Genomic DNA, 12401 nt, shown 5'->3' on the forward strand with positions numbered 1-12401 from the left:
GTGAGGCGAGCCAGAATTTGGATGCACCCGAAGTAGCCCCCGCCCCTCCGGCTGCACCGCTGATAACCGCAACCCGCATTGATGCCCGCAGTTCGCGCAAGACTAACCGCACTCAACAATTTGCGACTAGGGTCACACCCGAATGGGACAATCGAATCCGCGAAATAGCTCAACGTGAGGGTCTGCTTCTTACAGAAGTGCTCGAGAAGGCACTCGACGCTTATGAGAAACTGCTAGCTCAAAGGTAGCTAGCCGCTAGATACCAGCCATCTCAACGCTAGATAGCGGAGGTCTAACTGCTAACACGGGGATCTTCCGCTAGCTGCTAGCCAGCAGCTACTGAGTCACCTAGGAAGGGAGAGAAGGGGGTCAGAGGCAGCGAGAAAGGATCGGTCATGCCCCTCGTTGCGCTGAAACCCACCCAGACCATCGTGGACATCGTCGGCGCCCTCGGCGGCACCTGGCACGGCTACAACGCCATGTGCCGTTGCCCGGCCCACGCCGACAGCGATCCCAGCCTCTCGATCCGGCAGGGCCATGACGGCATCCTCGTTCACTGCTTCGCCGGCTGCACCGCCGAGGACGTGCTCCGCGAGATCGCGCGCATCAGACCCGGACGCACCTACGACCCACCCGCTGAACAGCGCACCGGCAGACCCGCCAACATCGAACGGCTGTGGAACGAGGGGTTGCCGATCGCCGGAACGCCCGCGGAAGCCTATCTCCGCTTTCGCGGCATCACCGGCGCCTTCGACGACCTGAGCTACCACCCGCGCTGTCCGTGGGGACCGAAACCGCATACCCGGTTCCTCCCGGCGCTGCTGATCGCGGCGCGGGAGGGGCGCACGCTGCGCTCGATTCAGCGCATCTTCCTCGACCTCGCGCATGGCGGCTATCTCGACAAGGCGACGCTCGGCACGCCGGGAGGTGCGACCTGGCAGGGCATGCGCGTCACCGACACATTGGCGCTTGGTGAGGGGTTCGAGACCTCGGCCGCCTTCACCCAGATCCACGGCATCCCGTGCTGGGCGACGCTCGGCGCGGCGCGGCTCGACCGTGTCCACATCCCCGATAGCGTCACCACGCTGATCTTCGCCGAGGACAATGACTTCGAGGGCCGACGCGCACGACGCAAGGCGTGGGCCGCCTATCGGCCGCGCGGGCTGACGCTGAAGCGGATGCCGCCACCCTCACGTTATGGCGACTGGGCCGACGTCGTGAAACCCGGAGCCTGAGAGGGAAGGGGGGTCGGGGTCGTGAGCTGCACGAGCAGCCACAGACCCGGAGACCCCCATGACCGACCTGTTCGACCCTGCGCCCGCGCGCGCCGACCATGCCACCGCTGCCGCCCGCCTGCTGCTCCCCGCGATCGCCGGCGACGCGAAGATCACCCGAGCGATGCTCAACGACGCGATGATCCGCGCCTATGGCGGCACCGACGCCGATGGTCACTGGACCCAGCGCGAGAGCTTCGAGGTGCTGGAGCATGCGACCGCGCTGGCGGTATGCGCAGCAGGCACCACGCCGGCGGTCGACGCCGCGATCGGGCTTATGGCGCGCCTTCCTACCCAGACCGTGCGCAGCGAGGAGCAGATCGACTGGCAGCAATTCTCGACCCCGCTCGATCTCGCCACGATCACGGTCATGCTCGCGAACGCACGCGCGGATGACATCGTACTCGAACCGAGCGCCGGCAACGGTCTCCTGGTAGCGGGCCTCCCGCCGCTCGCGGCGCTCCAGCTCAACGAGATCGATCCCGCGCGCCGCGAGCGGCTGTCGGCCACCTTCCCGAAAGCCAGCGTTACCGGCCACGACGGCGCGCAGATCGCCAGCGTCATGGCATCCGCGGAGCGCCCCAGCCTCATCCTGATGAACCCGCCCTTCTCGCGCTCGCTCGGCCGCGGTGCCGACGCGCTCGCTGCGGTCCGCCACCTGCAGGCGGCGATCAAGCGTGTGCGGCCTGGCGGGCGCGTCGTCGCGATCATGCCCGACTGGTTCTTCAACTCCGCGCGCATGGGCACGATCTGGTCGACGACGCTGGCGAGCGTCGCGCTGCGCACCTCGATCCGGCTGACCCATGCCTATGGCAAGCACGGCACCGGAGTCGCGGTGCGACTCTATGTCATCGACAAGACGGTGGGTGATACCACGACGGTCACGCTCCAGCGCGGCGCCGTAAGCGACCTGGTCGAGGCGCTGGTCATCCCGCCCCGGCAGGATCTGATCCCGGAGGCCGCCACTCCGGCGCCGGTCAAGCGGGGCGGGGGGCTGTCCCTCCTGCGCAGCGTGAGATCGAAGCCCGCTGCCACCCCGCGCATCTTCCGCGCTCTCGCCAGGAACGAGGTTCTCCCGGTCGGCTACCAGGTACTCGAGACGCCGGCGCCACTCGCCGAGCAGTCCGGCGTCTATCTGCCCTATCGGCCGAGCCGTATCGTGTTCGACGCTGCCGGCGAGCATCCGACCGCGCTGGTGGAATCGATCGCGATGGGCTCGATCCCCGCGCCGATCCCCGTCCATGTTCCGTCGCTGCCCGAACGCACCGTCACCGAACGCCTCCTGTCCTCCTCGCAGCTCGAGACCGTCGTTTACGCCGGCCATGCCTGGACCCAGTATATCCCGGGCCTGAGCAAGCCAGACAAGGAGGGCGTGGGGCTGGTGCTCTCCGACGACGGACGCGCGTACCGCAAGGGCTATTTCCTGGGCGACGGCACCGGGGCAGGGAAGGGGCGGCAGGTCGCGGCCGTCATCCTCGACAACTGGCTGGCGGGTCGTCGCAAGAACATCTGGATCAGCAAGAACGAGGCGCTCCATGCCGACGCGATCCGCGACTGGACCGCGCTCGGCGGTCTCGCGGCCGATGTGCAGCCGCTCTCGCGCTGGAAGATCGACGAGCCCGTCACGATGGACGAGGGCGTCCTGTTCGTGACCTATCCGACGCTGCGCTCCAACCGCGGCGACGCCACCCGGCTCGATCAAATCATCGCCTGGGCCGGTGCCGACTTCGACGGCGTCATCGCGTTCGACGAGGCGCATGAGATGGGCGGCGTCGCGGGTGGCGAAGGGTCGATGGGCACCAAGAAGGGCTCGCAGCAGGGCATCGCCGGCGTTCTCCTGCAGAACCACCTGCCCGACGCCCGCGTGCTCTACGCCTCGGCGACCGGCGCGTCGGAGGTGAACAACCTCGCCTATGCCGTGCGGCTCGGCCTGTGGGGGCCGGAGACCGCCTTCGCCAACCGCGAGGCGTTCATCACCCAGATCCGGCAGGGCGGGATCGCGGCGATGGAACTGGTCGCGCGCGATCTCAAGGCGACCGGCCTCTACACCGCGCGCGCGCTGAGCTTCGCCGGGGTCGAATATGACATCCTCCGCCACGAGCTGACGCCTGAACAGATCGCGGTGTACGACACCTATGCCGATGCCTGGGCGATCATCCATCGCGGCCTTGAAAAGGCGCTCGAACTCACCGGCGTCGTCGACGGCAACGAGGGCAAGACGCTCAACTCGGGCGCGAAGGCCGCGGCGCGCTCGCGGTTCGAAAGCTGCAAGCAGCGGTTCTTCGGGGCGCTCCTCCTGTCAGCGAAGCTCCCGACCGTCATCGCGGCGATCGAACAGCATCTGGCGGCCGATCAGTCGGTCGTGCTGCAGCTGGTCAGCACCGCCGAGGCGATCCTCGACCGCCGCCTGGGCGAACTGTCGCCCGACGAGCGCGCCGACCTCGACATCGATCTCTCCCCGCGCGAGGCCGTGTAATGTTGAGCTCAACATTAGACATATTCTTTGCAGTCGCAGTTTATGTCGAGCGTGGCGGCGGGAAGCGCAGGTTTCCTTCGGTTTTCCATGATTTCACTCCAGATAACTACGGTTCCGTCGACCTCAGCAAGTCGAAGGAGCCAACATGCGAACACGATCATCACTGCCGTTTCGGACTGCCCCGCTCAGGGTCGAAGACCCGCCCAGTCACGGCGCTCTTCTCACCGCATTCCTCTCCTCTCTGTCCCTCGACGAGAAGTCAGGCTGTGCGGTTCTGTATGGCGCGGCGGTCCGCCATTTCCTGCATTGGCTGGAGCGGCATAGGACCGCGATCCGCACGATTGACGATCAGGCTGTCCGGCGGTTCGAGAAGCATCGGTGCCGGTGCCACCGGTATTCGGCGCAGCAAGCGCACTACAAGGCTGACCAAGCAGCAAGGGTCAGGCGCTTCGTCCGGTTCCTGGAAGATCAAGGCTACGTCGAAGTCGACGACGGGATCGACGATCTGCCACGGCACCTCGCTGACTATTTCGATGCGATCGCTTGCCTGCAACTCGCCGAGGGACCGGCACAGGCCTATCGGTCCGAGGCCGAGCATTTCGTGGCCTGGCTTCGCATGGCGCGGCGCCAATGGATCGATATCGATGACACGATCATCGACCAGTACGCCGCGCATGATTGCCGATGCCCGGTCTGGCGCAAGCGGGGCCAGTTGGTCGCAACGGGCACCAAGCGGCGGCGGCGATGCGCACGGCACTTCGTCGAGTTCCTTCGAGGCCGGGGCGCCATCCCATTGGTTGAACCGGTGGCGGACGATGACCCGCACATGTCGGCTTACCTGGCATGGCTCAAGCAACACCGCGGCGCCACGGACGAGACGATCCGGCGCTACCGGACCGATATCAGACGGCTCATCCCTATGTTGGGCGAGCCTTCGCTATGGGATGCCGCCGGACTCAGGAGCGCATTCCAACGACGAAGCCAGGAGACGCCGGGCTCGGCATCGCTGCTCGTCACGATAATGAGGAGCTACATCCGGTTTCTGGTCGTGCGTGGCGAGTGCCGGCCGGCATTGTCGCATGCAGTTCCATCTGTGCAGCGCTACCGCCTTTCAACGCTGCCGCGCCACGTCGACTCGGCAACGATCGAGAGGATCATTGCGGCCTGTCCAACAGATCGTCCGGTGGAGGTCCGGGACAAGGCCATCATACTCTTGCTCGCCAGACTTGGGCTGCGCGCCGGTGATATTCGGGATATGCGCCTTGAGGATATCGACTGGCGATCTGGTCACCTGACGGTCAAGGGCAAGACGCGCCGGCCGGACCGCCTGCCGTTGCCGCAGGATGTTGGCGACGCGATCCTGGCATATCTTGCGGGAGCCCGCCCGAAGGCCGCCGAAGAGCATCTGTTCCTGCGCGCACAAGCGCCGTTCCGGCCATTCCGCTCGTCCGCCGAGATCGCTGGCATCGTCGCCCGTACGCGCGACCGCGGTGGGATCGATGGGGTGCCGACCGGGTCGCACATATTCCGGCATTCGCTTGCCACCAGCCTGCTGCGAGCGGGCGCAGGCCTGGAGTCCGTCGGAACCATCCTGCGTCACAGCTCGCCCGAGACCACTGCCATCTACGCCAAGGTCGATCTGCCGATGCTCATGAAGATCGCGCAGCCCTGGCCGGGAGAACAATCATGCTGAATATCCACATTTCCAGATACGTGGCGCTGCATCGCAGCCTCGGGCGGAAGTTCTCTGAACAGGAACGCATGCTGCGCCTGTACGCCGCCTACGCCGGAGGATTCGGCGACCGGCACATCCAAGTCCAGCGGATCTACGACTGGTGCCACACGGCGAGTTCGCAAAATGTGGCCCGCCGGAGGTTCGATACCGTTCGCAACTTCAGCCGCTTTATCCAAGCCGATGATCCAGTTTACGAGGTTCCGCCTGCCGGTGTCTTCGGTCGGGGCAAGCGGCCACGCCCGACCCCGACCATCATCGAACCGGAACAGGTCCGGGCGATCATGACCGCTGCGCTGGACGTTGCGTCCCAAGACACGATCAGCCCATACACGTACCATTATTTGTTCGGCTTGCTGGCGGCGACAGGTCTCCGGATTTCCGAGGCCCTCGCTCTTCAATGCAACGATCTGGTCGAGGATGGCCTGATCGTCCGCAACGGCAAGTTCGGCAAGCAGCGGCTGATTACCCTGCAGCCATCGACCCGTCAGGCGCTCGAAGCATATCTCGCCACCCGAGCAAGGCTTGGCGCCACGGGCAATGACCTGTTCGTGACCATTCGGGGCAGAGCACCACACAAGGTGCGCGCCCACGTGGTGTTCGTCAGGCTGGCCCGGCAGCTCGGATACCGCGGACCGACCGGAACAGCCGGGATGCGGTTACACGACCTGCGGCACACTTTCGCCGTGCGTTCCCTTGAGTCCTGTCCGCGCGACAGGGAAGCCATCGCACACCACATGGCCGGACTCAGCGTATATCTGGGGCATGCGTCGGTCGCCAACACCTATTGGTATCTCGAGGCCACTCCGGTGCTGCTGCGCGATATCGCTGCCGCCAGCGAGCAACTTTACCGGGGAGAAGCGGCATGACGGCACTCGCTCCGCATCTCTCGATCTACCTGCGTGAACATCTGCCGCGCGAACGTGCTGTCAGTCCGCACACGGTGAAGACCTATGCCAACTGCTTCGTCCTCCTGGTCGAGTTCGCTGCCGATCGGCTGAAGCGTCGGCCGACCGATCTCGAGATCGAGGATCTCGGCACCGACATGATCATGGCCTTCCTTGACCATGTCGAGAACGGTCGCGGCAGCTGTGTTCGGACCCGCAATGGCAGGCTCGCCGCGATCCGGTCCTTCTTCCGCTACATCGAGTATCGTATTCCGGCCTGCCTGGATCAGGCACTCCGCGTCAGATCGATCCCTACCAAGAAGACCGACAAGGCGCTGATCGACTACCTCGACCGGGCAGAGATCAAGGCTTTGCTCGATGTCCCGGATCCCCGGACACGCCTTGGCACCCGCGATCGCGCAATGCTGCATCTGGCCTATGCTGGCGGGCTGAGGGTGTCGGAACTCGTAACGCTACAACTGCGCGATTTCCCGGACCGCTCCCTGTCCACCGTGCACATCATGGGCAAGGGTCGGCGTGAACGGGTCCTTCCGCTCTGGAAAGAGACCCAGTTCGTATTGCGCGCGTGGCTTGCGATACGGCCCAAAGCGCAAGCTGCCGAGATATTCCTCAATGCCAACGGGCAGCCCATGACCCGCGACGGATTTGCGTTTCGTTTGGCCGAGCACGTCAAGACCGCGGCAACGAAGCAGCCGTCAATCCTTGGAAAGCGCGTAACACCGCACGTGCTGCGCCATTCCTGCGCAATGCACACGCTCGCGGCGACAGGGGACATTCGCAAAGTCGCATTGTGGCTCGGGCATGCCAGCATCCAGAGCACCGAGACCTATTTGCGCGCCGATCCCGAGGAGAAGCTGCAGATTCTCGCGGCGCACGGCGCACCTGCCATCAAGCCCGGGCGCTTCAAGCCGCCATCCGATGCCCTGATCACCATGCTCACCGACGTTCGAAGGCGAGCCTAGCCCGTCTCCGGACACCCCCCTGGCACTCACTTTATCTGGAGTGAAATCATGGAAAACCGAAGGAAACCTGCGCCTCCCGCCGCCACGCTCGACATAAACTGCGACTGCAAAGAAGCCGTGATCGACTATCTGACGCGGGCATTCCCGGTCCAGCAGATGACCTTCTTCCGCGATGACACCGGCGAGGTGCGCTCGCGACCGCTGTTCGACGAGAGCGGCCACCCGGTCACCAACCCCGAAGCCGAAGCCGAGCGCGACAATCTGGTCGAGCAGCTTTGCGCGCTGCCGCCGATCGCGGCCGTGCTCGATGCCATCATCACCCGGTTCGGCACCGAGATGGTCGCCGAGGTGACGGGGCGCACCAAGCGCCTCATCACGGTGAGCGGGGGAGGGCAGAAGCTCGAATCGCGCTCGGCCCGCGCCACGCAGGCCGATTCCGCCGCCTTCATGGAAGGCACCAAGCGCATCCTGGTCTTCTCCGACGCCGGCGGGACCGGGCGGTCTTATCATGCCAGCCTCGATGCGAAGAACCAGCAGCAACGCGCGCATCTGCTCCTGGAGCCGGGCTGGAGGGCCGATCGCGCGATCCAGGGCCTGGGACGTACCCACCGCACGCATCAGGCCTGCTCGCCCCTGTTCCGGCCCGTCACGACCGACTGCAAGGGCGAACTCAGGTTCACCTCGACCATCGCGCGGCGTCTAGACAGCCTCGGCGCTCTGACGCGCGGCCAGCGCCAGACCGGGGGGCAGAATCTGTTCGACCCGGCCGATAATCTCGAAAGCGACTACGCCAAGGCGGCGCTCATCAGCTGGTATCACCTGCTCGTCGCGGGGAAGCTGACCAGCACCAACCTCACCGATTTCCAGCATCGCACCGGCCTGGAACTGCTCGATACCGACGGCGTGTTGAAGGAGGATCTCCCGCCCATCCAGCGCTGGCTCAACCGGTTGCTGGCGCTGCCGATCGGGCTCCAGAACTGCATCTTTGACGAATTCCTGGCGCTGGTCGAGGCACGGGTCGCGGCCGCGCGCGAGGCGGGGACACTCGATGTCGGCGTCGAGACGATGACGGTCGAGACCGCGACCGTGCTCGACGATACGATCCTGCGCACCGACCCGGTCAGCAAGGCGACCTCGCACCTGCTGACGATCGAGGTGACCCGGCGCCGCAACCCCATGTCGCTCGAGCGCGTGCTGCGCATCGCCGATACCGACCAGACCGCCGTGTTCGTGCGCAACGGCAAGTCGGGCAAGGTCGCGCTGCGCACCAACGCGCGCTCCTGGCTGACCGAGGACGGGGTGGCGGTGTCGCGCATCGAACTGATGCGTCCGACCCGGCACGAATATCTCGCACTCGACGATCTCTACGAGACGGCCTGGGAGGAATGCAGCCGCGCACGGTTCGAGGCGGAATGGTCGGCCGAGGTCGACGAGATCCGCGGCAAGCTCGACGTCGAGACGATCCGGCTCGCGACCGGCCTTCTGCTGCCGATCTGGTCGGCGCTGCCGAGCGACCATCTCGTGGTCAACCGCGTGGTCGATGCCGAGGGTCGCTCCTGGCTCGGGCGCATGGTGTTCCCGGGCGACGTGCCGGCGCTGTTCTCGAAGATGGGCCTCGACAGCAACGACGTGCTCAGCCCGGCCGAGGTCGCGCGCGCCGCGATGGAGGGCGGGACGGTCACGATCCGGCGACCGTTCGTGTGCGAGGTGAAGCGCGTACGCGTCAACGCCAAGCCGCGCATCGAGATCAGCGGCGCACCGGCCGACCAGCTCGCGTGGCTCAAGTCGATCGGCTGCTTCACAGAGATCATCGCCTACAAGACGCGCGTCTTCATCCCCGTCGAGACGGCCGATGCGGTTCTCGCAAAGCTGATGGCCTGACCGGCACGATAACAGCCAGCTAGCAGCAAGGTAGCCGCTTGTCGGCGAGCCCCAGTCGCCCTCCCGCCCAAGCGGGAAACGAGAGGGGAGAAGGAGCGGGGAGGGTGTCCGGGTCGGGGGAAACACCCGTGCACCGGACACTTTCCCGCTCATGGAGACGATAGATGACCCAGACCGTCAAACTCGCGAAGCTGAAGCGTTCCGAGAAGAACGTGCGCACCACCCCGCCCAAGAATATCGAGGCGATGGCCGCCAGCATCCGCGCTCGCGGCATCATGCAGAACCTGCTGGTGACCGCCGCCCGCCCGAAGGGCATGTTCGAGATAATCGCCGGCGATCGCCGCTATCTCGGTGCGATGATGCTGGCCGAAGCCGGCGAGATCGTTGCCGCCGACTATGACGTGCCGGTCAAGATCATCACCGGCGACGAGGCGGACCTGCGCGAGGTGTCGCTGACCGAGAATTTCCAGCGCGAGCAGATGACCGTCGCCGAGGAATGCGTCGCGTTCCAGCACTTCCTCAAGACCGACGGTGACGTCGACGCGGTCGCCAAACGGTTTGGCCAGACCCGCCGCTTCATCGAGGGACGGCTGCGCCTCGCCGATCTTGCCGAACCGATCTTCGAAGCCCTGGCCGCGGGCAAGATCTCCTACGAGATGGCCAAGGCCTACGGCTCGACGGCCGACAAGGCCAAGCAGGAGCGCGTGTTCGAGCAGTATGGTCACTCGTCCTACGTCAACGCCGACCAGATCCGTCGCGCGATCGCCAACGACACGATGAAGGCGACGGATCCGATCGCGATCCTGGTCGGTGCCGATGCCTATGTCGCCGCGGGCGGCCGCATCGAGCGCGAACTGTTCAGCGAGGACGGTGACCGCTGGACCGACCCGGAACTCGCGCAGACGCTCGCTGCCTCGCTGATGGAGGCCGAGGCCAAGCGGCTCGGCGAGGAACTGGGCGTCGCATGGGTGCGCCCCGTCGCCACGACCAGCCTCTACGGCATCACGTCCGACCTCCACCGCGTGACGCTGCCGGCAGCGCCGCTGACGGACGAGGAACAGACGCGCTGCGACAAGATCGAGGAGCGCGTGCAGGTCATCGAGAGCGATATGGAGGACGAGGGTATCGATGACGACACCTATGCCGCGCTCGATGCGGAATCGGATCGGCTGCGCGAGGAATATCAGGCGATCCACGACAAGGCGCCCGAGCTGACCGACGAGGTCAAGGGCCAGGTCGGCGTCTTCCTGACGCTCGGCCGCGACGGCAAGATGACGCTCGACACGACCTATTACAGCGAAACGCCGATCCGCCTGCCCGGGGACGATCGGCCGCTGCCGTCGTCGCCGTCGTCGCGTCGCACCGCCGACCTGCCGCCCGAGGCGGTCGCTCCTGGCGGCAAGCCGCTCAGCGCGCGGCTCCATGACGAACTGGCGGTCCAGCGCCGCGACATCCTCGCCGCCTCGATCCTCGGCGATCCGGGGCTCGCGCTCGACTATATGCTGTTCTGCCTCGCCGACCCCAGCCACGGCTACGGCCGCTACGGGACGACGGTTCGGGCAGGGCGTCCGCAGGACCCGCAGATGCCCAAGGATCAGCCCGCCACGCAGGCGCAGGTCGCGATCGCCGAAGCCCGCGAGGGTCTCGACACGTCGTGGACGGAAGGGTCGAACCCGGTCGAGCGGTTCGAGGCGTTCCGCGCGCTCAGCGACGACGCCAAGGCGGCCTGGCTCGCGGTCGTGGTGGCGACCTCGCTCGAGGCCAAGCCCGATTACAGCTCGGTCACCACCAACCCGCTCCATGCGCGGCTCGCCTCGATCCTCGAGATCGAACCCGCCAAATGGTGGCGCCCTACCTCGGCGAACTTCTTCGACCGCGTGTCGAAGGGTACGCTGCTGGCGCTGCTCACCAACGTCGGGGGCGCGCCGCTCGCGGCCCGCTACATGGCCTCGAAGAAGGGCGAGATCTCGACCAGCTGCGAGAAGCTGTTCGCCGGCGAAGCGATCACCGAGGCGGAGACCAAGGACGCGGCGCTGGCCTGGGTGCCCGACGCGATGCGGTTCGATCTCGTGTCGGTCGCCGGTGCCGACGAGGCAATCGACGACGAGCCCGGCGATGGGGGCTTCGACGACGACGACTACGGCGACACCGATGATCTCGGTGCCGACGATGCCGGGATCGACAGCGACGAGGCGCTGATCGCGGCCGAATAGCCCCCCGATACCCCCGGCCCGTTCGTCTCCCGGGCACACCTTGGCGGCTGTCCCTCACCGGGGCGGCCGCCTTCTTTTTACCCGCGGACCGTCACGCGTGGCCCGCGCATCGAGGGAGCTTTCCCATGACCTTTCACCGCAAATCGACTGCGCCACGCCGCGATGTCGCGGCCGAGATCACCAACCTCATAATCGCCAAGCTTGAAGCCGGCGTCCTGCCCTGGTCGCGCCCCTGGGGACTGACCGGGGCAGGGGGGCGACCGCTGCGGCATTGCGGCACGCCCTACACCGGCATCAACGCGCTCTATCTCTGGGCGATCGGCGACGCCCAGGGGTTCTCTGGCCGCAACTGGATGACCTACCGACAGGCGACCGAGTTGGGCGGACAGGTACGGCGCGGCGAGCATGGCGCGCACAGCGTCTATTATTCGACCTTCTCGAAAACCGAGGCGGACCGCGTCACCGGCGAGGCGGCGACGAAGAATATCCGGTTCCTGCGCTCGTACACGGTGTTCAACGTCGATCAGATCGACGGTCTCCCGGCGTATTATTATCCGGTGCCCGCACCGCCCGAACCGCGCATCGAGAGCCGGCACCGCGCCGCGATCGATGCCTTCTTCGGAGGCCTGCCGGCGACCGTGCGGCATGGCGGCGATCAGGCATTCTATTCGCCGATCGGCGACTATATCCAGCTACCGCAGCGCGGCGCGTTTCGCTCGGACGATCATTACGCCAGCACGCTCGCGCACGAATATGTCCATTATTCGGGCGCGCCGCAGCGCCTCAACCGCGAGTTCGGCAAGAAGTTCGGCGACAACGCCTATGCGTTCGAGGAGCTGGTCGCCTGCATCGGCCAGTGTCTGGTGTGCGCCGACCTCAATCTGCCCGGCGAGCTGCACGACAACCACGCCAGCTACGTCGATCATTGGCTGACGTTATGGCGAGGTGAGCATAA

The 12401-nt window shown here is 66.0% G+C and carries 8 protein-coding genes; all 8 read left to right on the forward strand.

Annotated elements, in window-relative coordinates:
• Positions 1 to 395: 395 nt before the first annotated feature.
• Entirely contained in the window at positions 396 to 1235 is an 840-nt protein-coding gene (locus ON00_RS18800; protein WP_010408880.1) for a DUF7146 domain-containing protein, read from the forward strand.
• 58 nt (positions 1236 to 1293) lie between these two features.
• The gene (locus tag ON00_RS18805; protein WP_010408882.1) at positions 1294 to 3750 is read left to right on the forward strand and encodes a strawberry notch-like NTP hydrolase domain-containing protein; all 2457 of its coding nucleotides are present in this window, start codon (positions 1294 to 1296) and stop codon (positions 3748 to 3750) included.
• A 145-nt stretch (positions 3751 to 3895) separates the two neighbouring features.
• A complete protein-coding gene (locus ON00_RS18810; RefSeq protein WP_010408884.1) occupies positions 3896 to 5443 on the forward strand; it encodes a tyrosine-type recombinase/integrase in 1548 nt (515 codons plus the stop codon).
• On the forward strand, positions 5437 to 6351 hold the full coding sequence (locus tag ON00_RS18815; RefSeq protein WP_010408889.1) for a tyrosine-type recombinase/integrase: 915 nt from the start codon (positions 5437 to 5439) through the stop codon (positions 6349 to 6351). The genes ON00_RS18810 and ON00_RS18815 overlap by 7 nt, the downstream gene beginning before the upstream one ends.
• Entirely contained in the window at positions 6348 to 7352 is a 1005-nt protein-coding gene (locus ON00_RS18820) for a tyrosine-type recombinase/integrase (protein ID WP_010408890.1), read from the forward strand. The genes ON00_RS18815 and ON00_RS18820 overlap by 4 nt, the downstream gene beginning before the upstream one ends.
• A 156-nt stretch (positions 7353 to 7508) precedes the next feature.
• The gene (locus tag ON00_RS18825) at positions 7509 to 9233 is read left to right on the forward strand and encodes a strawberry notch C-terminal domain-containing protein (protein WP_050811008.1); all 1725 of its coding nucleotides are present in this window, start codon (positions 7509 to 7511) and stop codon (positions 9231 to 9233) included.
• A gap of 164 nt (positions 9234 to 9397) precedes the next feature.
• Entirely contained in the window at positions 9398 to 11446 is a 2049-nt protein-coding gene (locus ON00_RS18830) for a ParB/RepB/Spo0J family partition protein (RefSeq protein WP_010408896.1), read from the forward strand.
• Positions 11447 to 11571: 125 nt separating this feature from the next.
• A partial coding sequence (locus tag ON00_RS18835; RefSeq protein WP_010408900.1) for an ArdC family protein occupies positions 11572 to 12401 on the forward strand: 830 nt, incomplete at its 3' end.

Source organism: Sphingomonas echinoides ATCC 14820 (genome assembly GCF_000241465.1).
In the GTDB taxonomy this organism is placed as follows: domain Bacteria; phylum Pseudomonadota; class Alphaproteobacteria; order Sphingomonadales; family Sphingomonadaceae; genus Sphingomonas; species Sphingomonas echinoides.

Coding starts and splice junctions, on each gene's coding strand:
- ON00_RS18800 (WP_010408880.1), top strand. CDS start 396: ATGCCCCTCGTTGCGCTGAAACCCACCCAGACCATCGTGGACATCGTC.
- ON00_RS18805 (WP_010408882.1), top strand. CDS start 1,294: ATGACCGACCTGTTCGACCCTGCGCCCGCGCGCGCCGACCATGCCACC.
- ON00_RS18810 (WP_010408884.1), top strand. CDS start 3,896: ATGCGAACACGATCATCACTGCCGTTTCGGACTGCCCCGCTCAGGGTC.
- ON00_RS18815 (WP_010408889.1), top strand. CDS start 5,437: ATGCTGAATATCCACATTTCCAGATACGTGGCGCTGCATCGCAGCCTC.
- ON00_RS18820 (WP_010408890.1), top strand. CDS start 6,348: ATGACGGCACTCGCTCCGCATCTCTCGATCTACCTGCGTGAACATCTG.
- ON00_RS18825 (WP_050811008.1), top strand. CDS start 7,509: ATGACCTTCTTCCGCGATGACACCGGCGAGGTGCGCTCGCGACCGCTG.
- ON00_RS18830 (WP_010408896.1), top strand. CDS start 9,398: ATGACCCAGACCGTCAAACTCGCGAAGCTGAAGCGTTCCGAGAAGAAC.